Consider the following 24514-nt stretch of genomic DNA (forward strand, 5'->3'; position numbering starts at 1 on the left):
TCGACATCGGACTGCGCGGAACGGATGAAGGTGTCGGTGGTGAGCTGGCTGCGGTAGTGAACTGATGGGGTGGGGAGGACGAAGTAGACTCCTCTCCATGGCTCAGCAGGCACGATCCTCACTCGGCTGGACAGCCGCCGCCGCGTTGGTCCTGGTCGCAGTCTTCCTCTACCTACATCTCATCACCTCGAACTGCCCCACTGACAGTCTGGCCGGGACACTGGAGAGCATCCGCGCTTTCCACACCAGCGACGGCTGCTGAGACGAGACCTCCCTGATGACCGCAGCGCACGCGGGCGATACGCTGATCTCAGCCGCTCCCCCATGTCAGCTGGGGCCCTGCTGCAGAACAGGATGACGATGAGCAAAGACACTCAGAACGAGATCGAGTACACCTGGATCGCCGTCGGGGTGGCCATGGGCGTGGTCGTCGGGCTCCTGCTGTTCTTCCTCCTCGAGCCGCACATCAGTGTGGCCCTCGCGTTCGGGATTCCGCTGGGTGCAGGCGTCGGGTTGGCGTATGGGAGTTGGCGCGGCACTCGCCGAGGCTAGGCGCACCAGCGGTATGAACAGCACGTGAGGCATCACCATCGATAAGAGGCCACCACCGCGGCACCACCTCGCCGCCTCAGAAGACCCATGCGTACCCCGCTGCATACCCCACACCAACTAGGCTGGATTCCATGACGCTCTCGCTTCCGTTCCTGATGTTCCAGGGTCGAGCCCAGGAGGCCGTCGACCTCTACCTGCGCGCCTTCCCCGACGCCGAGCTCCTCGAGCTCGAGCACCACGCCGAAGGCGCCGTCGCAGAGGGCGGCGAGCCGGTCACCCCCGGCCGGGCCGGTGACAGGCTGGTGGCCACCGCGCAGCTGCGGATCGGCGGCCAGGCGATGATGATCCAGGACAGCCTGATCCGCCATGACTTCGGCTTCACCCCGGCGATCTCCTTCGCCGTGGTCGTGGACACCTCACCCGAATTCGAGGACATCGTCGAGGCCTTCACCGCCGCAGGAAGCTCCTTCCTCATGGAGCCCGACGACTACGGCTTCTCCCGCCGGTTCGCCTGGATCCAGGACCCCTTCGGCGTCTCCTGGCAGGTGAACCTTCCGCTGTCCTCCGGGCAGGAGGAATCCGCTCAGGCCCGTCCACCGGTCTGGGGCTGATCTCTCCCCCATGTCTGCCCGTCCGCCGCTTCCCGTGCGCGACGGGGTCAATCCGACACGGCTGCGCGTGCCCACGGACGGCCCCTGGCGCACCGTCCACGAGTACGTACTGGAGACCTTCGGGCACATCGACCACGGGGGCATCACCCAGCGGTTCGAAGACGGTGAGGTCGTCGATGCCGAGGCCACGCCGCTGACCACTGAGACCCCGCTCGGTGCCGTGGACTTCCTCTGGTACTACCGGTCCGTGACCGATGAGACCCCACTGCCGGTCACTGAAGAGGTGCTGTTCGAAGACGAGCACCTGGTGGTGGCGGACAAGCCGCATTTCCTGCCCACCACGCCGGCCGGGCGCTATGTGCAGCAGTCCCTGCTGGTGCGGTTGCGACGTCGGCTCGAGCTGCCGGACCTCATCCCGATCCACCGGCTGGACCGCGGCACCGCCGGGGTGGTCCTGTTCTCCAAGCGTCCCGAGACGCGCGGGACCTATCAGCTGTGCTTCGAGGATCGGCAGGTGCATAAGACCTACGAATGCGTCTCTGCCTTCACCACAGATTTCACCACCGGACACGGCTCCGATCCCCTCACTTCGGCCGAGCGTGCCGCGCGGTTTCCGCTGACGGTGCGCAGCCGAATCTCCAAGACCAAGGGGGTCGTCGTCTCCGAACGGGTCGACTACGACGTCGCCGATTCCGGCCGCCGCCCCCAGGACCGGCGCGGTCGGCGCCGCGGCCGACGTCGTACCGAGCCGGTCCCCGGAGCGAACTCCTCCTCCCGGATCGAGCTCTTGGCCCAGGGAGCAGCACCCTCCGGCAGCCGCGCACCTCACGACGTCGGACTGTTCCGGTTGACCCCGCACACGGGCAAGACCCACCAGCTGCGCATCCATATGGCCCTGCTGGGGCTGGGAATCCTCCATGACCGCTTCTACCCGGACCTGCTGGACGATGCCCCGGACGACTTCGACGCGCCGCTGCAGCTGCTGGCCCGCCACCTGAGCTTCACCGACCCGCTCACCGGCCAGCAGCGATCCTTCACCTCCCGGCGCGCGCTGTCCGAGGCACCCGTCTCGGGAGACCCCGCATGACGGCTCAGGAGCTGTTCGCCGACTGGGGCCCGTGGTTCCTGAGCATCCAGTTCCTCGCGGTGCTCATCACCGGTCCGATCCCCATCACCCCCTCTGAGATTCTGGTCATCGGGTCCGGAAGCCTGGCCGCCCACGGCTCCATCGACCTCTGGCTGGTCTGCGCCGTGACGTTCCTCGGCTGCCTGATCGGCGACATCATGGTCTACCTGATGTTCCGGCGTCCGGTGCTGCGCGTGATGCACCGGTGGCGGTGGGGTCGCGGGCTGCATCGGCGTATGCTGCGCATCACGGTGCGGATCGGCCCGCGCACCACCTGGTGGGGGCTGTTCCTCATCCGGTGGATCCCCGGCGGACGCACCGCTTCGATGGCGGCGGCCGGAATGACCCATATGGGATGGGTCGGGCTGAGCACGCAGACCGTCTTCGGGGCGGCAGTGTGGTCGGGCTGGTTGATCGGGCTGGGGTGGGGCACCGGCGCCGCCACCGGCCTCTCCCCGTGGACTAGCACACTCATCGGCCTTGTGGCAGGTACGATAGTGGGGTTCCTGATCGCCGCCGTGCTGGGTCGTCGCCGGCTGATCGGGTCTCAGCATCGTGAGCAGAGCCGAGCTGCCGGAGGGGGAATCGCATCATGACCGACCGGTCCTCCGAGGCTGCTGACCTCACGGCTGACTCCCCGGCCGAGCCGCCGCAGGATGAGTCACCGCAGGATGAGCCGCGGATGACGGTGGTCCCTGACGAGCAGGTCCGCCGCAGCCACGCCACGCCCAGCCTGGAGCCTCAGAGCCAGGACGACGCCGCAGACGAGGACTTCTTCGACGGGCTCGGCGAGCGCCTCAGCGCCGCCAGCACACGACTGCGCCAGGCCTTCCGCCGCCCGGACCCCGATGAGGTCCAGGTCCCGCATGTGGAGGGCTACCGCGGCGCCGAGGACGACGCCGACGAGCAGTACGGCCCGGACTCCGTCAATGGCGGCGATGGCCTCTACTCGCCGGCCGAGGACGAGGACTATCCCAGTCAGGACGCTGCCTGGGACACCGACGCGAGCACCGGTCCCCGCGGGTTCTGGGCCGATGACGTCGTCGAGGAGGCCACCCGCGCCGACACCGACCCGACCCGCCGGGAGTCGATCATCCCCGGCCTCAATGACCCGGAGGCCACCCAGTCCATCCCGGTGATCTCGGCGACGACCACGCGCAACAGCCGGATCAGCCTGCCCAAACCTCCCTCCGCCCAGCCCGACGAGGCGGTGGCCGAGGAGACCGAGAGCTCCGGGCGTTCCGCCAGCGAGGAGCGGCGTCGTGCGGTGATCCTGGAGAAGGCCGCCGCCATCGAGGCGGTGGCCGAGCAGGAGCGGCGTGAAGCCCAGGAGCGCGCGGACAGCGGTGTCGACGACGACGGCGCCTACACCTATATCCCCCCGTACAACCTGCCCTCCCGGGACCCGGAGCCCCGGCCGCGTGCCACCGATATGGTGCGTCAAGCGGTGGTGACCCTGGGCGTCGTCGCGGCGGCGGCTTCGGTGCTGGTGATGTGGGATTCCGCGATGTTCATCGGTGACGGGTTCACCGACCTCGTCGACGGTTGGTACTCGGGCCAGCAGGCGCTGCTGACCCCCTCGCACTGGTTCTACTGGTTCTGGCCGTTAGTGGTGGTGACCCTGCTGGGCCACGCTGTCCACCAGTGGTCCACCTCGCAGATCTCGACTCCCCGGCAGCGTCGGACGGGCTGGCTGGTCGCTCTGGCCTCCATCCTGATGCTCGTTTGGGTCCTCGCCGTCCGCGCAGACAACCTGACCCTCGCCGCTCTCGCCGCATTGGCCGCTGCACTGGCGCTCATCGACTGCATCCGCCAGTTCACGCTGCGCACCGCACGGAACTCGGCAGAGCGGCGGCTCACCGATGGCCCGGTGGGGCTGTTCACCGGCTTCGCGATGGTCCACGCCATGGGGTCGCTCTCAGCCTGGCTGACCGCGCACAACATCCATATCCCCGGGGTGCCGGACACTGTCTGGGCGCTGGCGGGGCTGGCCGTGTGTATCTGGCTAGGTGCCCTGTACTCGATGACCGAGCGCGGCCGCATCACCATCGCCCTGGGCCTGGGATGGGGGATGTTCTGGCTGGTGTTCCCCCGTCTGCTCTCGGATCTGCAGTCGGTGACGGTGGCGATCGTCGCGGCGATGGGCGCCTTCATCATCATCCTGGCGACCCAGTCCCGCAGGCATCGCATCAACTATGCCGAACGGCGCGCGGCGATGGGCCGCCCCGTCGACGACATCATCTGAAGGAGGAGCGCATGAGCGTCCGTACCCCCGATCCCAACCCGGGGTGGCTCAATGAGGCAGACCTCTACGAGGCGCGTCGGCGGCTGCCGATGGTCTACGTCGAAGCCGTGCCGGTGCGCCTGGATGCTTTGGGCTACGTCACCGAGATCGGTCTGCTCTACACCGCCGACGACGCCGGCCAGTTCAGCCGCAGTGTGGTCTCCGGGCGGGTGCTCTACCGGGAGACCATCCGCGCGGCGCTGCTGCGTCATATCGAGAAGGACCTCGGTTCGCTGGCGCTGCCTCAGCTTCCGGCCTCACCGGTGCCGTTCACAGTGGCCGAGTACTTCCCGTACCCTTCGGAGACCGGCCTGGTGGATGACCGTCAGCATGCGGTCTCGTTGGCCTTCGTCGTGCCGGTGACCGGTGAATGCGAGCCACGGCAGGATGCCCTGGAGCTGTCCTGGATGACGCCGGATCAGGCGCTGAGCCCCCATATCCAGGAGGAGTTCGTCGGTGGGCGGGACAAGCTCGTCCGCCAGGCGCTGGCGCATCTTGGCCACGTCGGCTGAGTACTGCTGGATAGAATGGTTCTCTGCCTGACGGGCACATCTGCACCGTACGCGTCCTCGAAAGAAGCCCGATGACCACACCCGCTCCCGAGAAGTCCGCCCGCCGCGTCCGGCCGCACCGCAGCCGAGCTGAGGCCGCGCCGAGGCCGCGCATCCGGATGGGACTCACCGCCTGGGCGGTCTCCTGGTTGGTGCCCACGGCGATGACCGGGGCTGTGCTGCTGGCGCTGAGCTTCGTCCCCGGGCTCGATTCCGACGGTTTCCTCACTCCGCTGATCCCGCTGATCGGCGGGGCCGCCGTCGTCATCGGCATTCCCGGCACTCTGCTGGTCACCTGGCTCTACCGCCACCACCTCTCCCCGGTGATCCATGTGCTGGGTTATGTGCTCGTCGGGCTGCTCTACGGACCGGTGGTGCTCATCGCCGGTGTGGGCGGGCTCATGCCGATGCTCATCCCGCTGATCGGGTTCCCTGCCGGAGTGCTGCTCGGGCTGGGGCGCTGGGTGGCCCAGCCGCTGGTGCGGATCGAGGATCCGAATGCTGAGCAGACGCAGGAATACCCGGAGGATGCTGAGGACACGGCAGGCACCGAGGGCACCGAGGCCGCAGAGGACTCTGTGAACTCCATGACACAGACTCCATGACACAGGCTCCATGACACAGAAGGAGACGCTATGAACGAGACGACAGCATCCCCGGCGATGACGCTGACCATCGCCGGTTCTGAGGCCACCGGCGGCGCCGGAGCCCAGGCAGATCTGAAGACGTTCCAGGAACTGGGCACCTTCGGCATCGTGGCGCTGACCTGCATCGTCTCCTTCGACCCGAAGGACGACTGGAACCACCGGTTCGTGCCCGTCGAACAGCAGGTCATCGCGGATCAGATCGAGGCGATCTTCGCTGACTACTCTGCGCAGCAGCTCGACACGATCAAGCTGGGGATGATGGGCTCCCCCGAGACGATCGAGACTGTGGCCTCCGCGTTGAGGCTCCGCCAGACCCGCCAGGTGGTGCTGGACCCCGTGCTGATCTGCAAGGGCCAGGAGCCCGGCCACGCGCTGAACACTGATAATGCGCTGAAAGCTCAGCTGCTGCCGCTGGCCACGTTCGTCACGCCGAACCATTTCGAGACCGAGCAGCTCTCCGGCATGTCCGTGCGCTCGGTGGAGGATCTGCAGGCCGCGGCCGAGGAGATCCACCGGCATTCCGGCGCTGCCGTGCTCGCCAAGGGTGGTGTGCGGCTGGAGGGCGACGACGCCGTGGACGTCTTCGTGGACTCAGAGTCCACGGAGATCCTCTCGGCGCCGAAGATCGGGGACCATGCCGTCTCCGGTGCCGGCTGTTCGCTGGCCGCTGCGGTGGCCGCCGAGCTCAGCAAGGGTGCTGCCCCTCTGGAGGCTGCCCGGCGCGCCAAGGAGTTCGTGACCGCTGGCATCCGCCAGCGTGTGGAGGGCGGCACTCCCTTCGACGCGCTGTGGCAGGGCGGTCTGCGCCGCAGCTGATCCGCTCACCGGGCCAGCGGGACCACCATCGGCGTGCCTGCCTGCGGGTCCGGGACGATCTGGCTGCGCAGCCCGAACACCTGCTCGACCAGCACCGTGGTCAGCACCTCCTGCGGCGGCCCGGCGGCGACGATCCGCCCCCGGTGCATGACCACCAGCGTGTCGGCATAACGTGCCGCCTGGTTGAGGTCATGGAGCACAGCGACGACGCTGCGGCCCTGCTCCCGCATTCTGCCGCAGATCTTCAGCACCTCGATCTGGTGGGCCAGGTCAAGGAAAGAGGTCGGTTCGTCGAGCAGCACGAACTCGGTGTCCTGGGCCAGGATCATCGCGATCCAGGCCCGTTGTCGCTGCCCTCCGGAGAGCCCTGCGACCGGCTCCGCCGCCAGTTCGGCCACACCGGTGGCCTCCATCGCCGCGGCGATCATCTCCTCGTCTCCGGGCACCCGCTGACGCAGCACCGAGTGGTAGGGGTGCCGCCCCCGGGCGACCAGCCCGCGGACACTCACGCCGTCAGGCACCACCGGGTCCTGAGGCAGCAGTGCGACCCGGCGTGCGATCTCCTTCGAGCGGTGCCGGGCCAGCGGCACCCCGTCCAGGCGCACCTGTCCCGAGCCCGGGCGCAGCGTCCGCGCCAAGGTCCTGACCAGAGTGGATTTTCCGCAGCCGTTGGGGCCGACGACGGCGGTGAAGCGTCCGGCGGGCACCTCGAAGTCCAGACCTTCCAGCACCGGTGCCGCCCCGTATCCCACCGTGATCCCAGAGGCCCTCAACGACGACGGCCCCGGCCCCGCCCCTCCATTGGCCGCGCCGTTCTGCCCTGTGTGCGCTCCGCTCCTCATCCCGAGGCCCTCCTCCATGTGCTGACCAACAGATAACCCAGATACACCCCTCCGACACCGGCGGTGATGACACCCACCGGAAGCCCCTCGAACAGCGGCACATGCTGGACGAGGAAATCCGCCGCGAGCATGATCACCGCTCCGACCAGCGCCGAGAGCACCAGATGCGGTCCCGGCGTGCGGGCCGCCCGGCGTGCGATGTGCGGAGCTGAGAGCGCAACGAAGGCGATGGGGCCCGCCACGGAGACCGCAGCTGCGGCCAGGACCACGCCGAGCAGGATCGCACGCGTGCGGGTGCCCACTGCTGAGACGCCCAGCGAGTCGGCCAGCTGGTCCCCCATATCCATCGGCGTGAGTCTGTGGCTCAGCGCAGCCGCGGCCGGTACCAGCACCGCTAGTGCTGCGAAGATCACGGCGACGTGCTCCATGCTGCGTGTGCCCAGGGAGCCGACGAGGTAGGCGGCCAGTTGCGAGGCCGAATCCCGCAGCGCCACGGCTACGACGTACTGGGTCAGCGCCGTCGCCATCGCGGCCACGCCGATCCCGGTGATGATGACCCGCGCCGGGGAGGCGAACCCCAGCCCGGTGGAGAACCACACCAGTCCGACCGCTGCTGCGGCCCCTGCCAGTGCACCCAGCGGCGCGGGCACCAGGCCGGGCCAGAACAGGGTCGCCGTCGCCACACCGGCACCTGCCCCGGCTCCGAGGCCGATGACGTCGGGGCTGCCCAGCGGGTTCCGCGTCACCGTCTGGAACAGCGCCCCGGAGATGCCGAAGGCGAGGCCCACGCCGACCGCCACCAGCACTCGCGGCCCGCGCAGGCGTTCCAGGACGAAGAGCGTGCTGGCCTCAGCCTCCCCGGTGATCAGCGCGGCCGCTTCGGAGGCTCCGACACCCAGCGGGCCCCACGCCAGGGTGAGCACCGCCAGGACGAGGATGAGGACGACGGCCCCTGCGGCAAGTACCGCCGTGCGTTCAGTCCAGGGCACGGCGAGGCGGCTGCCGAGGGTGAGCATCCTCTCGCCGTCGTGGCCTCTGCGGACTGTCATCTGCCTCATGCTCCCGCCCTCCCACGTCGCACGGCGACCAGCAGGAACGGCGCCCCGATGAACGCGGTGACCACTCCGACCATGAGCTCCTCCGGGCGGGCGATGACTCGCGCGACCACATCCGAGCCCAGCAGCAGGGCCGCACCGAGCAGCACCGCCGTCGGGATCTGGTGCCGATGGTCGCCGCCGACCATGGCACGGACCAGATGCGGCACCGCCAGCCCGACAAAGACGATCGGCCCCACAGCTGCTGTGGCCGCGGCGGCAAGCAACGTCGCCGCCAGGATGCCTCCGGCACGGATCGCGGTCACCGGCGCGCCCAGCGAGAGGGCGACGTCGTCACCGAGGGCCAGAGTGTTCAGTCCCGGCGCCAAAACACCCGCCAAGAGCAGGCCGAGCAGCACGGCCGGCAGCACCGCCCACAGGGTCTCGAACCTCGCCCCGGCCAGAGAGCCGACGACCCAGTGCCGGTAGGAGTCGAAGACCTCGGGCCGGGTGAGGACCATCGCCTGGATGTAGGCGCCGAGCACCGCCGAGGCCACCGCTCCGGCGAGCACCAGCGGCACCACCGATGGACTTCCCGACGGGCGGCCCAGCACATAGACCACCACGACGACGAGCAGTGCTCCGGGCAGCGCGATCCATACAGTGGCCGTGCCCACCCCTGCAGAGATGCCGAGGAACGCGGTCGCGGTGACCACGGCGGCGGAGGCTCCGGCAGTTACCCCGAGCAGGCCCGGCTCACCCAGCGGGTTGCGGGTGAGCCCCTGGATGATGACTCCGGAGACCGCGAGCGCGGCACCGACCGTCGCTCCGAGTACAGTGCGCGGCCAGCGTGCCGCAATGACCTCCTGCAGATGGGCATCTCCGCCGCCGCGCAGCACCTCGACCACGGCGGCCAGCTCGTTCTCCCGCGCACCGAAGGCGATCGATGCCGCGGCCGCCGCGGCCAGCAGGAGCAGGCTGAGCAGAGGGACGGCCCAGGGTCTCACTCGGAGTCGTCGGCGGAGTCCTCACCCTCCGCCTGGGCGATGGCTTCCTCGATCATCGGCTCGTAGCGTTCCACCACCCAAGGCACGGTGAGCGGGTTGATGATGGAGGAGCCGGTGACCAGAGACTGGTCCGTGGGGGCGACGACGGCGCCGGCCTCCACCGCGGGGATGGAGGCGTAGAGCTCCTGGGCCTCGATCTCCTCACGGTTGTCCTCATCAGCGTAGAAGGTGAAGATGATGTCGGAGTCCTCAAGCATGTCGGCGTTCTCCAGGCCGATCATCGCAGAGTCGGTTCCCTCGACCTCGTACTCGTCCATCTCCTCGACCACGGGATCAACGGTGAGTCCGAGTTCCCGGACCATGGCGACCCGCTGCTCGTCGGGGAAGAACACTCCGAGAGTGCCGGGGCCGTCGTTGTAGATGAAGGAGAAGGAGTACTCAGACCACTCTTCGCGGCGGGCGTCGGCGAACTCCTGCTCGATCTCCTCGATGAGCTCGGGGGCCTGGTCGGCTTCACCGAGGGCGGTGGCGACCGTCTCGATCTGTTCCTCCCAGGTGATGGTCCACGGCTGCTCGGGGTAGGCCACAGTGGGAGCGATATCGGCGAGGGTGTCGTACTGTTCCTGGGTGATGCCGGACCAGGGAGCCAGGATGAGGTCCGGCTCGAGCTCGAGGATCGCCTCGACATCGAGCTCGGTGCCGCCGGTGAACTGTTCGGGCAGCTCGTCGTCGGTCTCCTCCACGGCCTCGTGGATCCAGGGCAGGTATCCGGTCTCGTCAGCGCCCCAGGCGTATTCCTCGACACCGACCGGAGTGTGCCCCAAGGCGATGGCGGTTTCGGCCGAACCCTGGCCGAGGGTGACGATCCTCTCCGGCTGGTCCTCGATGCTGGCAGTGCCCAGGGCGTGCTCGATCTCGACGGCCTCGAATTCGGAGCCCTCACCGCTCTCCGGATCAGAGTCGCCTCCGCCTCCGCCTCCGCAGGCACTGAGCGCCAGGACGAAGGCGGCGGTCCCGGAGAGCGCGGCGAGGCAGCGACGGGGCTGGAAACTGTGCTGGTGGTCCATGGAGTCCCTTCCGAAGCAGGCGGTCGACGTCGGACGGTCCTGGCGCCTGCGTCCAGAACATCGCCCACTCGGAACATATTAGGTCAACCTTGCTTTATTGCGTCACTATGACGGGAAGTAATTCTGTACTCCTGGCGCCGCAGTCGTCAGTCCATCGCACCGCCCGGCTTCCCTCCCAGGTGACTGGTGAGTAATATGACCGGTATCACGGCCATCCGTCGCGCCCGCACGCCGCCCCGTCTGAATGGAGGAACCATGCTCGAGGACATCGACCCCGTCTACGACATCACCACCCCGCTGGACCTCGACTACTACGACGTCCTGGCAGATCTCCCCGCGGACGCACTGGAGTGGCGGAAGAAGACCCGGGAGTTCACCTCCGGTCTCGATGATCGGATGGCCGGGCACTGGGAGCGCGGCGAGTACCCGACCGACCTGATCGGCGAGCTCGGGCGCCGCGGGCTGCTCACCGACGGCGTCGACGTCGACGGGGTGGATGAGGCGGTCACCACTCTCTCCCCGCTGGCGGCGGCGATGGTGAACATGGAGCTCTCCCGCCTCGACGGCTCCGTCGGCACGATGCTCGGCGTTCAGGGCGGCCTGGCCATGCGGACCTTGGCCTATTTCGGCTCCGAGGAGCAGAAGGCTGAGCATCTCGCGGATCTGGCCACCGGGCGCACCTTCGGCGCCTTCGCCCTGACCGAGCCGACCCACGGCTCGGACTCTGTCTCCTTGGAGACCACAGCCACTCTGATCGGCGACGAGGACCACGGCCACTACGTCATCAACGGGGCGAAGAAGTGGATCGGCAACGGCGCCTCGGGCGGGCTGACCTTCACCTGGGCGCGCGTCTCCGGAGGCGAGTTCGACGGCAAGGTGCGCTGCTTCATGATCGATCAGGCCACGAAGGGCTACTCGGCCGAGGTGATCCGGGGCAAGGCCTCGCTGCGCGCCATCGATCAGGCCCTGATCTCCTACGACGACGTCGAGGTCCCGGCCTCGGCGGTGTTGCCCGGCTCCGTCTCCTTCGCCTCGGCCTCAGAGGTGCTCTTCGCCACCCGGCTGGGAGTGGCCTGGTCTGCCGTGGGCCACGCGGCGGCGATCACTGAGACTGCGCTGAACTACGCCCGTCAGCGCGAGCAGTTCTCCAAGCGGCTGGGCCAGTTCCAGCAGGTGCAGGAGCGGCTGACATGGATGGTCTCTGAGCTGACCTCGATGCAGCTGCACGCCCGTCGCGCCACTGAGCTCGACGCCGAGGGCCGCCTCACCGGTCCGCAGGCCTCGTTGACGAAGTACCACAACACGCGCAAGGCCCGCGCGATCGCCCAGGTGGGCCGGGACATGCTCGGTGGCAACGGCATTCTGCTGGAGAATAAGGTCATCCGCCATATGGCCGACATCGAGGCGATCCACACCTATGAGGGCACCGAATCGGTGCAGAGTCTCATCGTCGGCCGCGACCTCACCGGGTTCTCCGCCTTCGCCTGATCCTCACCTGCATCGAGTCCCCGATTCCCGCAGCGTGTCGGGCCGAAAACGGCCCGAGATGCGTCGGGAATCGGGGACTCGATCACGTTCAAGAAAGGTGAGTCAGCACTCCACGACGTTCACCGCCAGCCCACCCTGGGCGGTCTCCTTATACTTCGAGGACATATCCTTCCCCGTCTCCCGCATGGTCACGATGACCTCATCCAGCGAGACCCGGTGCTCGCCGTCACCCATCAGCGCCATACGTGCAGCGTTGATCGCCTTCGTCGCAGCGATGGCGTTGCGCTCGATGCACGGCACCTGCACCAGCCCGGCGATCGGATCGCAGGTCAGGCCTAGGTTGTGCTCCATGGCGATCTCCGCGGCGTTCTCCACCTGCTGCGGTGTCCCGCCGAGCACCTCACACAGTCCCCCGGCCGCCATCGAGGCGGCTGAACCGACCTCACCCTGGCAGCCGACCTCGGCTCCGGAGATCGAGGCCTGCTCCTTATAGAGCACACCGACGGCGGCCGCCGTCATCAGGTAGCGGAAGACGTTGCGCTCCTTGTCCTCCGGGCTGCAGAACGTCGCCCCCGGCCCGTAGTGGGTGGCATAGAACCCGACGGCGGGGATGATCCCTGCGGCACCATTGGTCGGGGCAGTCACCACTCGTCCCCCGGAGGCGTTCTCCTCGTTGACGGCCAGGGCCACCAGGTTCACCCACTCCTGCCAATAGGCGTGGCTGCGCTCGGGATCCTGCTCCCACAGCCGCTCGTGCCAGCCCGGCGCCCGGCGGTTGACCTTCAGCCCGCCGGGCAGCTGACCGGTCCTGGTGAGCGCGGAGTTCTTGCACTCCTCCATCACGTCCCAGATGTGCTGCACACCGGTCCGCACCTGCTCCTCGGTCCGGTTGGTCAGCTCATTGGCGAGCATGATCTCCGAGACCGGCAGCCCCGTGCGCTGGCAGTGCTTGAACAGCTCCTCCGAAGTCGTGAACGGGTAGGGCACTGCATCAGCGGTGGTCTCCACCACCGCACCCAGCGACTCCGCCTCAGCCTCTGCCTCGGTGACGACGAAGCCGCCGCCCACTGAGAAGTAGGTCTCCGAGGCGACCTCCTGCTCCCCGTGCCGCGCGGTCAGCGTCATCCCGTTGGAGTGCTGGGGTAGGAATGTCAGCGGCCGCTGCACGAAATCCTCCACCCGCAGCGCGACGTCTGTGTGGCGGCCCAGCTGGGCACCGACCTGCACGATCCCGCTCTGACGCATCGCCTCAGTGCGCCCGTCGACGTCCTCGGGCTTCACCGTCTCCGGGTCCCAGCCTTCGAGCCCCAGCAGCACTGCCTCGAAGGTCCCGTGGCCCTGCCCGGTGGCCGAGAGCGAGCCGTAGAGGTCCACGCGCAGGCCGTCGAACTCGACCTCGGCGAGCCGCTCGGCGACGAACCGCCGAGCCGCGCGCATCGGACCCACAGTGTGGGAGGAGGAGGGCCCGATGCCCACGCTGAAGAGGTCGAAGATGCTGATCGCCATGAGGGATCACGTCTCCCTGCGGTAGAAGGGCAGTTTGACGACTTCCACCGGCTGCGGCTTGCCGCGGACGTCGATGTCCAGGACCGTGCCCGGCTCGGTGTAGGCCACATCCACAGAGGCCATCGCAATGGGGTATCCCAGAGTCGGGCTCGGCTGCCCGGAGGTCACCACCCCGACGTTGGCGCCCTCGTGCACCACCGGATACCCGGCGCGTCCGGCACGTCGGCCCAGACCCTTCAGCCCGACCAGTCGGCGCCCGGACGTCTTGCCCAGCCCCTCGGCCTTGGCCTGTTCGAGCGCTGCCCGGCCCACGAAGTCCTCCTCCTTGGACAGCGCGACGATGGGGATGCCGGCTTCGAACGGGGTGGTGTTTTCGGTGAGCTCGTTGCCGTAGAGCGGCATACCGGCCTCCAGGCGCAGCGAGTCGCGGCAGGCCAGCCCGCAGGGGGTCAGCCCGTGGTCCTCGCCGCCGGCCAGCAGCGCCCTCCATAGGGCTCCGGCCCGGTCCTCCGGGAGGTAGAGCTCGAAACCGTCCTCCCCGGTGTATCCGGTGCGGGCCAGCAGCACCTGGTCACCGCCGATGGTGACAGTGTCCGCGGCGTAGTAGGGAGTGTTCTCCACGATGGTGACCTCATCCTGGCGCACCAGAGAGGAGATGATCGCCTGGGAGTTCGGTCCCTGCACGGCGATGAGCGCGATGCCCTCGGTCTCGTCCCAGATCTCGACGTCGAAACCGGCGGCGCGCTTCTCGAACTCTGCCACAACCCGCTGCCGGTTCGCCGCATTGGGTACGACGAGGTACTCGTTCTCCTCGATCCGGTAGCTGATGAGGTCATCGACGATGCCACCGGTCTGCGTGCACATCATCGAATACTTCGCCTTGCCGACGGCGACCTGCGCCAGGTTGCCGACTAAGGCGGTGTTGAGGAAGACCGCGGCGTCGGGGCCGACGATGCGCACCTCCCCCATATGGGAGAGGTCGAAGAGTCCGGCGGCCTCACGCACGGCGCGGTGCTCCTCAAGCTCAGAACTGTACTTCAGGGGCATGGCCCAGCCGCCGAAGTCGGTGAAGGAGGCGCCCAGGGCCTCGTGCTCAGCGTAGAGGGCGGTGCGCTGGGGATCGGTGCTCATAGTGTTCCTCAGTCCGTTCGGTGGTCGGTGCGCGTCAGTCGATCTCGAAGGCCTCGGGAGGCGGGCAGGAGCACACCAGGTTGCGGTCCCCGTGGGCTCCGTCGATCCGGGAGACCGGAGGGAAGTATTTGTCCTGGCGCAGCCGGGCCACCGGGAACGCTCCCCGCTCCCGGGAGTATGCCCGGTCCCAGGTCTCGGAGGCGACGACGGCGGCCGGGTGCGGGGAGAGCCGCAGCGCGGAGTCCTCCAGGGCGATCTTCTCGTCGGTGATCTCCTGGATCTCGGCACGGATGGCGACCATCGCCTCGATGAACCGTTCGATCTCGTCGATGTCCTCGGATTCGGTGGGCTCGACCATCAGCGTCCCGGCCACCGGGAACGCCAGCGTCGGGGCGTGGAAGCCGTAGTCGATGAGCCGTTTGCAGGCATCCTCGGCGGTCACTCCGGAGGCCTTGGTCAGCTCGCGCAGGTCGATGATGCACTCGTGGGCGACCAACCCAGTGTCACCGGTGTAGAGGGTCGGGTAGTGCTCAGCCAGTCGGCGGGAGATGTAGTTCGCGCTCAGCAGCGCGTGCGCGGTGGCCGAGGTGAGCCCCTCGCCGCCCATCAGTGCCAGGTACGCCCAGGAGATCGGCAGCACCCCGGCCGAACCGTAGGGTGTGGCGGTCACCGGGGCGCCGTCGGCTACGGCGTCGGCAGCCTGGTCGGCCTCCGGGTCATGGGCCCACAGCCCCACGGAGGTGGTGGGCAGGAAGGGCCGAAGGTGCTCGGCCACGGCCACCGGGCCCACACCGGGGCCTCCGCCGCCGTGCGGGATGCAGAAGGTCTTGTGCAGGTTCAGGTGGGAGACGTCGCCGCCGAACTCGCCGGGCTGGGCGAGGCCGACCAGCGCGTTGAGGTTCGCTCCGTCGACGTAGACCTGCCCGCCGGCCTCGTGGACGGTCCGGCAGACCTCACGGACGTTCTCCTCGTACACCCCGTGGGTGGAGGGGTAGGTGAGCATGATCGCCGCCACCCGGCCGGGGTACTTCTGGATCGTGGCAGCGAGGTCATCCACATCGATCGTGCCGTCGTCCGCAGTGGCGACGACGGCGACCTGTAGCCCCGCCAGTACGGCGGAGGCGGCGTTGGTGCCGTGCGCGGAGGCGGGGATCAGGCAGATGTCACGGTCGGACTCGCCGTGGGCGCGGTGGTAGTCGCGGATGGCCAGCAGACCGGCGTACTCGCCTTGGGATCCGGCGTTGGGCTGGATGGAGACCTGCGCGTAGCCGGTGATGGTGGTCAGCCGGTCCTCGAGGTCGGCGATCAGTGCACGCCATCCTTCGGTCTGCTCCTCCGGCGCGTAGGGGTGGATCGATGCGAACTCGGGCCAGGAGATGGCTTCCATCTCCGTGGCGGCGTTGAGCTTCATCGTGCAGGAGCCCAGCGGGATCATCGTGCGGTCCAGCGCGAGGTCCCGGTCGGCCAGCCGGCGCAGATAGCGCATCATCTGGGTCTCGGAACGGATGGCGTGGAAGTTCGGGTGGGTCATGAACGCGCTGGTGCGGCGCAGCGCTTCCGGGACGCTGTTCTGGGTGCCCTCTTCCGTGCTCTGTACGCGCAGTTCGGCGTGGACTCCGAAGGCGCCCAGCACGGTGCGCAGCGTCGCCTCGGTGGTGGTCTCGTCCACGGAGACGCCGACGGTCCGTGCCTCCACCCGGCGCAGGTTGATGCCCTGCTCCGCGGCGGCGGAGACGACCTCTGCGGCCACCTGCTCAGATTCCAGCCGCACCTGAACGGTGTCGAAGTAGTCCTCGGCGACAAGCTCGAGGCCATCTGACCGCAGCGCGTTCCCGAGTGCCCGGGCCTTGGCGTGGACTTCACCGGCGATCCGGGTCAGTCCTTCGGGTCCGTGGTAGACCCCGTACATGGACGCGGCCACGGCCAGCAGCGCCTGGGCGGTGCAGATGTTGGAGGTCGCCTTCTCGCGGCGGATGTGCTGCTCACGGGTCTGCAGGGACAACCGATAGCCGGGGCGGCCTTCGGCATCGACGGAGACGCCGACCAGCCGCCCGGGCAGCTGGCGCTGCATCCCCGAGCGCACCGCCATATAGGCCGCATGCGGTCCACCGAAGAACAGGGGGACGCCGAAGCGCTGGGAGCTGCCCACAGCGATGTCGGCACCCTGCTCCCCGGGAGGGGTGATGAGGGTGAGTGCGAGCAGATCGGCGGCGACGGTGACCATCGCACCGCGCTCCTTGGCCTCGGCGATCAGCCCGGAGTGGTCGGTCAACGTACCGGAGTTACCGGGCTGCTGGAGCACCACACCACAGATCTCGCCCTCGGGCAGGCCCTCGGCGGCGAGGTCCACCACGTCGATCTGAAGTCCCAGCGGCTCCACCCGGCCCCGGACGACGTCGAGGGTCTGGGGGAAGGTGTCGGCGTCGACGACGATCCGCCCGGCGGCCTTCTTCTTATTGGCCCGGCGCATCAGCAGGATGGCCTCGGCCACGGCGGAGGACTCATCGAGCAGGGAGGCGTTGGCGATGTCGAGGCCGGTGAGGTCGGCGACCATAGTCTGGAAGTTCAGCAGCGCCTCGAGCCGACCCTGGGAGATCTCGGGCTGGTAGGGGGTGTAGGCGGTGTACCAGGCCGGGTTCTCCAGTACGTTGCGCAGGATCACCTGCGGAGTGTGGGTGCCGTAGAAGCCTTGACCGATCATCTGGGTCATCACCTGGTTGCGGGCGGCGAATCCACGCAGCGCGTCCAGGGTCTCGGCCTCGGTGAGCGCGGCGGGCAGCTCAAGTGCTCCCGGCTGACGGATGGAGGCGGGGACGGCGTCGTCGACGAGGGCGGCGAGCGAGTCATAGCCGAGGGTCTGCAGCATCTGCGCCGCACCCTCGGAGCCGATGCCGATGTGGCGGGCGGCGAAACCCTCGGGGACAGCATGCTGGGCCGCGGCGGAACTGTTCTCCGGGCGGGCGTCGGTGGTCTCGGTCATGTTCAGGTGCCTCCAGTACGCATGGCGGATGCCAGGGTGTGCATCCTCCCCGCTCTGTGGTGGACCTGAGAGATTGACCCTGCCTGTTCGGCAAGGCTTGCACCGCCGGTGGGTCCGCATGAGGGCGGACCGCTTTCCAGAGTTGCCACCCCTGCACGGTACGGGTGCCTGAGAGGTTCCTGGGGAGGAGATTGCTCCTTCGGCGCCGTGCGGCCGACAACGGCCGCACGGACTCTCCCGCGCAGAGGACGTGGCAGATGTATTCAGTTCTGGCCCATTCTGCCACAGCGCTGTGGCCTGGGACACGAGCCGGGGTTCTAGGTGGTCCGCGCCTCTCGCTCCTGAGCGGCGACCAGACGGGCATCCAGCCACACCAGAGCTGCGACGACGACCAGCCCGAGCGCCATCAGCCCGAAGATCAGGCCCACCTCGCCGGAGGGCGCGAAGACCCGGCGCATCTCGTCCTGCCAGGGCCACAGCGAACGCAGCCCACCGACCATGACACCGGTGAGCACAACCATCGTGATGGTGTGGCGGTGTTCGAGCAGCCACTTGAGCACTTTGACCACGACGATCATGCCCAGCACCATGCCGAGCATGAAGATGCTCAGGTATCCGAGGTCTCGGTTGTCCACGGCACGCAGGGTGGGCTCATAGAGGCCGAAGGTCAGCAGCAGGAAGGAACCGGACAGCCCGGGCAGCACCAGCGCGGAGACGGCGACGGCGGCGGCCGGGACCAGCACCGCCGGGTGGGCCTCGACGTCGGCAGGGGGCAAGGAGACCAGCAGGAACGTCGCGACGGCCGCCGCCACCCCGGCCAACAGATGGTACGGGCGCAGCCGCAGGTGTGAGGTCGCCTCTCCAGCAGCGCCGGCGCGGGCTCTGCGGCTGCGCAGATCATGCAGGATCATCCGCACCGGCACGGCCACTGAGGCCAGCACCATGCCGAAGAACAGTCCGCGCATCCTCTCCGGATGAGCCTCGAAGGCATCGGCGACGGGCCCGGCGACGGAGAACACGGCCAGCAGCATCCCGATCGCGACCGGCAGTACGACCTTCCACTGCACACCGGCGAGCTCCTCACGGAATCCCAGAAGTCGCTCCGGGCCCAGCAGAAGGCGGCGCACGGCTGAGACCACGTGGGAGGCGGAGTCGATGATCTGGTGGTAGATCCCCACCACCAGCGCGACAGTGCCGCCGGAGACACCGGGCACTGTCTCCACCGTGCCGATCAGCGCCCCGCGCAGGGCGTTGCCGGGCACTGAGGTGCGGCGCTGCTCGGGGACCGAGCCCGGCGCTGAGGCAGGATCCTGCGCTGAGGCGGGTTCAGGCGCTGAGGCGGACGCTGGTTCCGGCGCAGACATGGCGGGGGTGACCTCCACGGCATAGACTTCTCACACCGCGAGGCGGCGGGCTGAGCTGGCCCGGGACAGTCTACGCGGCCGCTGCACGCTGGGGTGAGAAGCGAGGGGAGAACTCATGAGTCCGGATTCCGTCGGATTCGCCATCGTTCTGTTGGCGACTGTCATGCTGATCGGCAAGTACCTGCGGGTGAAGGTGCCCTTCGTCCAGAAGCTGCTGCTGCCCAGCTCGATCGTGGCCGGGTTCATCGGCCTGTTCCTGGGCCCGGAGATCGCCGGTCGCATCGGCGCAGCCCTCGACGTCGATTGGCTCGCCGACGGCGGCTTCTTCACCGAGGACATCGTCGAGCTCTGGAGCACTCTGCCGGGGCTGCTCATCTCCGTGGTCTTCGCCACCCTCTTCCTGGGCTCCTCTCTTCCGTCGCCGAAGCGCGTGGCGAAGCTCGCCGGCCCGCAGCTCTCGATCGGGATCGCCTACGGCTCAGGCCAGTACGTGGTGGGCCTGCTGATCGGGCTGCTGGTCCTGGCCCCGTTCTTCGGGCTGGAGCCGTTCTACGGCGGGCTCATCGAGATCGCATTCGAGGGCGGTCATGGCACGGCAGCCGGCATGGCCCCGGCCTTCGAGGATATGGGCATCCCCGAGGCCACGGATCTGGCCCTGGCGATGGCCACTGTGGGATTGGTCTCCGGGATCATCATCGGCGTGTCGGTCATCAACTGGGGTGTGCGCACCGGGCGCACTGAAGTGCTGGAGAAGATCGAGAACCAGTCCGCCTCGGAGCTGCGGGGCCTCTACTCCGACGATGAGACCGTCTATGCCGGTCGGATGACCGCCCGCCCGGGGTCGATCGAGCCGCTGACCCTGCACGTGGCGGTGATCGGACTGGCGATCATCATCGGCTGGCTGATGCTGGAGGGTCTGGTCCTGGTGGAAGACGCCCTGTGGGGACAGCCGGATTCGCTGTGGGTCGGTGAGGGCGAGGAGGGCATGACCCTGCTGGGTTATGTGCCGCTGTTCCCGCTGGCCATGCTCGGTGGCGTAGTGGTCCAGCTGGTGCTGGATCGCACCGGTAACTCGAGCCTGCTCGATGCCGAGCTCATGCAGCGCATCCAGGGGCTGGCCCTGGACATCCTGATCGTCGCGGCGCTGTCGACGATCTCCCTGGCCGTCATCGCCGACTACTGGCAGGCTTTCGTGATCCTCTCGGTGGCCGGCATCGCCTTCTGCACGGTGATGCTGGTCTACTTCACGCCGCGGATCATCCCGCAGTTCTGGCTGGAGCGCGGCATCGCGGACTTCGGGCAGTCGATGGGGGTCACCGCCACCGGGCTGGCGCTGCTGCGCGTGGCGGACCCGAATGATGAGTCTCCGGCGTTGGAGGCCTTCGGGTATAAGCAGCTGGCCTTCGAGCCGATCTTCGGCGGCGGGCTGATCACCGCGATCTCGATCCCGGTGATGGTGGCCACGGGCAATGTCTACATCATGCTGATCCCGATGGCGATCCTCTTCGTCCTCGCCCTGACCGGCGGCATCATCTATCACCGCGGTGTGAAGTCCGGCCGCTGGACCGATCCCTCCGTGGAGGCGGCGAAAGCGATGGACTGACCTGGGGGCTCTCATCGGCTGTTGCGCGGATTGTGGAACAACTATTACTGTGACCACCAACGCATGACCTGACTCACAGGTCGATGTCCGCATCCTCCGGGGAGAGTACCCATGTCCGAGTCCGACGAGACCTCCGAGGCGCAGAAGGCGCCCGCAGCCTCCACTGAGCAGCAGCCCAAGGGACCAACGATGGCGGCCACCCGCCGCACCGCGTTCTTCGGCGCGATGTTCCTCATGGCCACCTCAGCAGTGGGCCCGGGGTTCATTACGCAGACCTCCACCTTCACCTATCAGCTCGGTGCCGCCTTCGCCTTCGCGATCCTCATCTCGGTGATCGTGGACATCGCCGTGCAGCTCAATGTGTGGCGGGTCATCGGGGTCTCCGGCCTCTATGCCCAAGAGCTGGGCAACCGGATGCTGCCTGGGCTGGGGTGGGCGCTGGCGGGGCTGATCCTCTTCGGCGGGTTCGTGTTCAACGTTGGCAACATCGCCGGGGCCGGGATCGGGCTCAATGCGCTGACGGGGATGGATGCCTCGCTGGGCGGCGGACTGTCGGTGGCGCTGGCGCTGCTGATCTTCCTCTCCAAGAAGGCCGGTGTGGCCCTGGACCGCATCGTCGTCGCCTGTGGTGCAGTGCTGATCCTGCTGATGATCTATATGGCGGCCACCACCTCTCCCCCAGTGGGCGAGGCGATGCGCCAGACCGTGCTCCCGGCGGAGATCGACTTCTTCGTCATCACCACCCTGGTGGGCGGCACGGTCGGCGGCTACATCACCTATGCCGGGGCGCACCGGCTCATCGCCTCGGGCCACAGCGGAGTGGAGAACGTCAGACGGATCAGTCAGACCTCGGTGATGGGCATCATCGTGGCCTCGGTGATCCGCTTCCTGCTGTTCCTGGCGATCCTGGGCGTAGTCACCACCGGGGTCTCCCTGGCCGCGGACAACGTCGCCGCCGATGCCTTCCAGTCCGCCCTCGGCGAGTTCGGGCTGCGAGTGTTCGGCCTGGTGTTCTGGGTCGCCGCGATCACCTCGATCCTCGGCTGTACCTTCACCACCGTGTCCTTCCTGACCACCCGGAACACCTCGCCGAAGGTGCGCGCGGTGCTGCTGGCGGTGTTCCTCGTGCTCACCGGCGGGATCTTCCTGGCTCTGGGCCAGGCTCCGCAGACCCTGCTGATCCTGGCCGGGGCGATCAACGGCGCGGTGCTTCCGCTGGGGTTCACCGTCGTGCTGGCCGCTGCGGCGTTCCGCAAGGATCTGCTGGGCGGGTACCGGTATCCGAAGTGGCTGCTGATCATCGGCGTGCTGGCGTGGGCGCTGACGCTGTACATGGGTGCGGAGTCGCTGACCGGCATCGCTGAGCTGTGGCAGACCGGCTGATCGGAGCCTGAGCATGACTGGTGAGCAGCACCTGCTGCCTGAGGAGCCCGCGAACACCTCGCCGGCTGAGGCACGGGCGGCGTTCCGGGCTGGGCTGCGTGTGCCGACCAGCGGCTACAGCGCCGGGTTCGCCCAGGTGAACGTGCTGGCCCTGCCCCGCAAGCTGGCCTTCGACATGCTGCTCTTCGCTCAGCGGAACCCGAAGCCGTGTCCGGTGCTGGGTGTGCTGGAACCGGGTCAGCTGAACTCTGAGCTGCTGCCCGGCGGGGATATCCGCACTGATCTGCCGGCCTACCGGGTCTACCGTGACGGGGAACTGGTGGAGGAGCCGGGTGAGGTCCTCGAGCATTGGCGTGAGGACCTGGTCACCTTTCTGCTGGGCTGCAGCTTCACCTTCGAGACCCCGATGCTCGATGCCGGCATACCGGTGCGGCATCTCGAGCAGGGCAGGAACGTGCCCATGTACCGGACGTGGAGACGGTGTGCTCCCGCCGGGGCACTGACCGGACCCCTGGTGGTCTCGATGCGGCCGATCCCCGCTGAGCGGGTTGCCGATGCGGTGCGCATCACCTCGCGATACCCGGGCGTGCACGGGGCTCCGGTGCACATCGGCGCGCCGGAGGAACTGGGCATCGAGGATCTGGACGCCCCGGACTTCGGGGACCCCGTCGACATACCCACCGGGTGGATCCCCGTGTTCTGGGCCTGTGGCGTCACACCGCAGGCGGCCGTCATGGAGTCACGGCCGGAGCTGGCGATCAGCCACTCCCCCGGCCATATGCTCATCACCGATCAGCCGGATGCACAGCTGCAGGTGCCGTAGAGCCGCTGCCTGCACACCTGCCATAGCCCCGTGCCGATGTCATAGCTGTATGGGGTGGGATATCTGCACAGGGCTATGATTCGTGACGGTCCCGGCCCGCAGGCGTTCCACCGCACGGTCAGCTCAGCCCGTGCAGTCCGTCAGCTCCGCGGTAGGCCGCACGCGACGGCGGCTCCCACTGGTCCAGAGCGGCGGGCTCGACGTCGAAGATCTCGACGTGCAGCGGATGGCAGTGCGCCAGCTGTTCCGTCTCGCTGGCGGCTTCCGGTCCCCACATGTGCAGCGAGAGATCCCCGCCGGGGCATGTGGAGAGCGCGCAGAGCAGGTCGATCTCGGCGAAGAACTCGAACCGGTCCCCCGGGCCGGCCGGGCAGGTGTCCATGAAGTATTGGCGGTCCTCGTTGAGCCCGGCCAGCTGGAAGACGTTGAGCACATCGTGGACGTCGTACTCGGTCAGCCCATACTCGCGCACCGCCCGCACCAGGTTCGAGTGGCAGTGGTAGTCGAAAGCTTCACCGGAGAGCATCTGATTGACGTAGGGGTCGCAACGGGTGCCGAGCAGATCGTGGATGACCTCGGCGTCGGGATGGTCTGCCAGGGTGTCTTCCACGACGGTGGCCATCGGGCGCAGAAACGGCAGAGTGGACCAGAAGCGGTCGTAGGTCGTCATCGAGGATCGCTGCAGCTGGCGGGTCCGTGCCGCCCAGAACCGTTCCCGCGGGTCGTGGAGATTCCACAGATTGAGGTCTCCCACCTGCGGGCCGTCCACTGAGCTGATCCGCACGATCGATCCGGCAGGTACTTCCCAGGCCGCCCCGCTGCGGACCGGGATCGTGAACTGTTCCCGGCTGGAACGCTCGGCTGAGGCGATGGACTCGTAGAGGCTGCGGTCGAGGCTGAGCGGGCCTCCGGGCTGATCCCGGTATGCGGCAGGGCGGGTGTAGCGTCGCGGGGCCTTCGCCGTGGGCTCGGTCATCGGCTCTGCCCCAGGTGGTCGAGCAGTTCGGCCTCGGCCCTGTCGAAGTAGTCGCTCATATGGGTGATCGCCTCACCTCGGTCACCGGCGCGCAGCAGCTGCACTGTCCGCGCATTGGGTTCGACATAGTCGGGGTGGAACGAGCTGATGTCGCGCATCGTGGAGAACGCCAGGCGCATCCGTGCCAGCACCTCTTCCATCGCGCGGACCACCACGGCGCTGTCGGCCTGGGCGACGAGCCTGCGGTGGAATTCCTGGTTCGCCTGGGCCATCTCATCACCGTCACCCAGTGCCACGGCGCTGCGTGCCGCACCGATGATGCGGTCCAACTCGTCCAGGGTCCGTGCGTCGTAGTCGGCCACGGAGACCACGCCGATTTCGAGGACCCGCCGTGTCCGGTAGATCTGCCGGACGTCCTCGGCAGTGGGTGAATGGACGAAGACGCCTCGGTTGGGGTGGCGTTCCACTAAGCCTTCGGCGGCGAGGATCTGGAACGCGGCACGCAGCGAATGCCGGGAGACGCCGAAGTCCTGGGTCAGTCGAGCCTCGGTGAGCTTCGCGCCGGGGCCGGTCTCCCCCGCGGAAATCCGCTCACGCAGCAGGCTCGCCACCCGCTCGGGCACGTGGGCCGCCGCCATCGGCGGTGTGGCCACCAGATCCACGGGGCCGATGCCTGTGCGGCGCTCTGTCTCCACCGGTGACCTCCTCGTCTGCGCTGATGCG

General features: G+C 68.1%; 23 protein-coding genes and 2 riboswitches. Of the genes, 13 read left to right on the forward strand and 10 right to left on the reverse strand.

Features of this window, described 5'->3' with window-relative positions:
- Positions 1 to 97: 97 nt before the first annotated feature.
- From RIL96_RS01725 to thiD, 9 genes are all read left to right on the forward strand, one after another.
- Positions 98 to 262: a hypothetical protein gene (locus RIL96_RS01725; RefSeq protein ID WP_310547265.1), complete on the forward strand. Its 165-nt coding sequence runs from the start codon at positions 98 to 100 to the stop codon at positions 260 to 262.
- Between the two features lie 98 nt (positions 263 to 360).
- Entirely contained in the window at positions 361 to 552 is a 192-nt protein-coding gene (locus RIL96_RS01730; RefSeq protein ID WP_310547266.1) for a hypothetical protein, read from the forward strand.
- Between the two features lie 131 nt (positions 553 to 683).
- Positions 684 to 1163, forward strand: a complete 480-nt coding sequence (locus RIL96_RS01735; protein ID WP_310547267.1) for a VOC family protein — start codon at positions 684 to 686, stop codon at positions 1161 to 1163.
- Positions 1164 to 1173: 10 nt separating this feature from the next.
- On the forward strand, positions 1174 to 2250 hold the full coding sequence (locus RIL96_RS01740) for a pseudouridine synthase (RefSeq protein WP_310547268.1): 1077 nt from the start codon (positions 1174 to 1176) through the stop codon (positions 2248 to 2250).
- Positions 2247 to 2885 (forward strand): DedA family protein, encoded by a 639-nt coding sequence (locus RIL96_RS01745; RefSeq protein WP_310547269.1) that lies wholly within the window; start codon positions 2247 to 2249, stop codon positions 2883 to 2885. Before RIL96_RS01740 ends, RIL96_RS01745 begins: the two co-directional genes overlap by 4 nt.
- On the forward strand, positions 2882 to 4534 hold the full coding sequence (locus RIL96_RS01750; RefSeq protein WP_310547270.1) for a TspO-related membrane protein: 1653 nt from the start codon (positions 2882 to 2884) through the stop codon (positions 4532 to 4534). The genes RIL96_RS01745 and RIL96_RS01750 overlap by 4 nt, the downstream gene beginning before the upstream one ends.
- Before the next feature lie 11 nt (positions 4535 to 4545).
- Entirely contained in the window at positions 4546 to 5085 is a 540-nt protein-coding gene (locus RIL96_RS01755) for an NUDIX hydrolase family protein (protein WP_310547271.1), read from the forward strand.
- A gap of 71 nt (positions 5086 to 5156) precedes the next feature.
- Positions 5157 to 5729, forward strand: coding sequence for a hypothetical protein (locus RIL96_RS01760; RefSeq protein ID WP_310547272.1), 573 nt, complete (start codon positions 5157 to 5159; stop codon positions 5727 to 5729).
- Between the two features lie 30 nt (positions 5730 to 5759).
- Complete coding sequence (thiD, locus tag RIL96_RS01765; protein ID WP_310547273.1) at positions 5760 to 6587, forward strand: bifunctional hydroxymethylpyrimidine kinase/phosphomethylpyrimidine kinase; 828 nt, start codon at positions 5760 to 5762, stop codon at positions 6585 to 6587.
- A 5-nt stretch (positions 6588 to 6592) separates the two neighbouring features.
- Here the strand turns inward: thiD and RIL96_RS01770 are convergent, their stop codons facing one another.
- The 4 genes from RIL96_RS01770 to RIL96_RS01785 are packed head-to-tail and all read right to left on the reverse strand — an operon-like array spanning position 6593 to position 10537.
- Positions 6593 to 7429: an ABC transporter ATP-binding protein gene (locus RIL96_RS01770; RefSeq protein WP_310547274.1), complete on the reverse strand. Its 837-nt coding sequence runs from the start codon at positions 7427 to 7429 to the stop codon at positions 6593 to 6595.
- Positions 7426 to 8478, reverse strand: coding sequence for a FecCD family ABC transporter permease (locus tag RIL96_RS01775; protein WP_310547275.1), 1053 nt, complete (start codon positions 8476 to 8478; stop codon positions 7426 to 7428). The genes RIL96_RS01770 and RIL96_RS01775 overlap by 4 nt, the downstream gene beginning before the upstream one ends.
- Before the next feature lie 5 nt (positions 8479 to 8483).
- Positions 8484 to 9470 (reverse strand): FecCD family ABC transporter permease, encoded by a 987-nt coding sequence (locus RIL96_RS01780; protein WP_310547276.1) that lies wholly within the window; start codon positions 9468 to 9470, stop codon positions 8484 to 8486.
- Positions 9467 to 10537 carry an iron-siderophore ABC transporter substrate-binding protein gene (locus tag RIL96_RS01785; RefSeq protein ID WP_310547277.1) on the reverse strand — a complete coding sequence of 357 codons (1071 nt, stop codon included), beginning with the start codon at positions 10535 to 10537 and terminating at the stop codon, positions 9467 to 9469. Before RIL96_RS01785 ends, RIL96_RS01780 begins: the two co-directional genes overlap by 4 nt.
- Before the next feature lie 255 nt (positions 10538 to 10792).
- On the opposite strand from RIL96_RS01785, the gene RIL96_RS01790 reads away from it, so the two are divergent.
- Positions 10793 to 12025, forward strand: a complete 1233-nt coding sequence (locus RIL96_RS01790; protein WP_310547438.1) for an acyl-CoA dehydrogenase family protein — start codon at positions 10793 to 10795, stop codon at positions 12023 to 12025.
- A gap of 102 nt (positions 12026 to 12127) precedes the next feature.
- On the opposite strand, the gene RIL96_RS01795 is transcribed toward RIL96_RS01790, so the two are convergent.
- The 4 genes from RIL96_RS01795 to RIL96_RS01810 form a co-directional block, all read right to left on the reverse strand.
- Positions 12128 to 13531 (reverse strand): L-serine ammonia-lyase, encoded by a 1404-nt coding sequence (locus tag RIL96_RS01795; RefSeq protein WP_310547278.1) that lies wholly within the window; start codon positions 13529 to 13531, stop codon positions 12128 to 12130.
- Positions 13532 to 13537: 6 nt separating this feature from the next.
- Positions 13538 to 14662: a glycine cleavage system aminomethyltransferase GcvT gene (gene gcvT / locus RIL96_RS01800; protein ID WP_310547279.1), complete on the reverse strand. Its 1125-nt coding sequence runs from the start codon at positions 14660 to 14662 to the stop codon at positions 13538 to 13540.
- A 34-nt stretch (positions 14663 to 14696) separates the two neighbouring features.
- Positions 14697 to 17642, reverse strand: a complete 2946-nt coding sequence (gcvP, locus tag RIL96_RS01805) for an aminomethyl-transferring glycine dehydrogenase (protein WP_310547280.1) — start codon at positions 17640 to 17642, stop codon at positions 14697 to 14699.
- A gap of 44 nt (positions 17643 to 17686) precedes the next feature.
- Positions 17687 to 17787, reverse strand: a riboswitch (glycine riboswitch).
- Position 17788: 1 nt separating this feature from the next.
- Positions 17789 to 17892, reverse strand: a riboswitch (glycine riboswitch).
- 67 nt (positions 17893 to 17959) lie between these two features.
- Positions 17960 to 19006, reverse strand: a complete 1047-nt coding sequence (locus RIL96_RS01810) for a DUF368 domain-containing protein (protein ID WP_310547281.1) — start codon at positions 19004 to 19006, stop codon at positions 17960 to 17962.
- Positions 19007 to 19121: 115 nt separating this feature from the next.
- On the opposite strand from RIL96_RS01810, the gene RIL96_RS01815 reads away from it, so the two are divergent.
- From RIL96_RS01815 to RIL96_RS01825, 3 genes are all read left to right on the forward strand, one after another.
- On the forward strand, positions 19122 to 20609 hold the full coding sequence (locus tag RIL96_RS01815) for a sodium/glutamate symporter (protein ID WP_310547282.1): 1488 nt from the start codon (positions 19122 to 19124) through the stop codon (positions 20607 to 20609).
- Positions 20610 to 20720: 111 nt separating this feature from the next.
- Positions 20721 to 21992: an NRAMP family divalent metal transporter gene (locus RIL96_RS01820; RefSeq protein WP_374761818.1), complete on the forward strand. Its 1272-nt coding sequence runs from the start codon at positions 20721 to 20723 to the stop codon at positions 21990 to 21992.
- A gap of 13 nt (positions 21993 to 22005) precedes the next feature.
- A complete protein-coding gene (locus tag RIL96_RS01825) occupies positions 22006 to 22815 on the forward strand; it encodes a putative hydro-lyase (RefSeq protein WP_310547283.1) in 810 nt (269 codons plus the stop codon).
- 118 nt (positions 22816 to 22933) lie between these two features.
- On the opposite strand, the gene RIL96_RS01830 is transcribed toward RIL96_RS01825, so the two are convergent.
- Together RIL96_RS01830 and RIL96_RS01835 are read right to left on the reverse strand one after the other, a co-directional pair.
- Positions 22934 to 23791: an urea carboxylase-associated family protein gene (locus tag RIL96_RS01830; protein ID WP_310547284.1), complete on the reverse strand. Its 858-nt coding sequence runs from the start codon at positions 23789 to 23791 to the stop codon at positions 22934 to 22936.
- Positions 23788 to 24486 (reverse strand): GntR family transcriptional regulator, encoded by a 699-nt coding sequence (locus tag RIL96_RS01835; RefSeq protein ID WP_310547285.1) that lies wholly within the window; start codon positions 24484 to 24486, stop codon positions 23788 to 23790. Before RIL96_RS01835 ends, RIL96_RS01830 begins: the two co-directional genes overlap by 4 nt.
- Positions 24487 to 24514 lie beyond the last annotated feature (28 nt).

It is taken from the genome of Nesterenkonia aerolata (assembly GCF_031470965.1).
In the GTDB taxonomy this organism is placed as follows: domain Bacteria; phylum Actinomycetota; class Actinomycetes; order Actinomycetales; family Micrococcaceae; genus Nesterenkonia; species Nesterenkonia aerolata.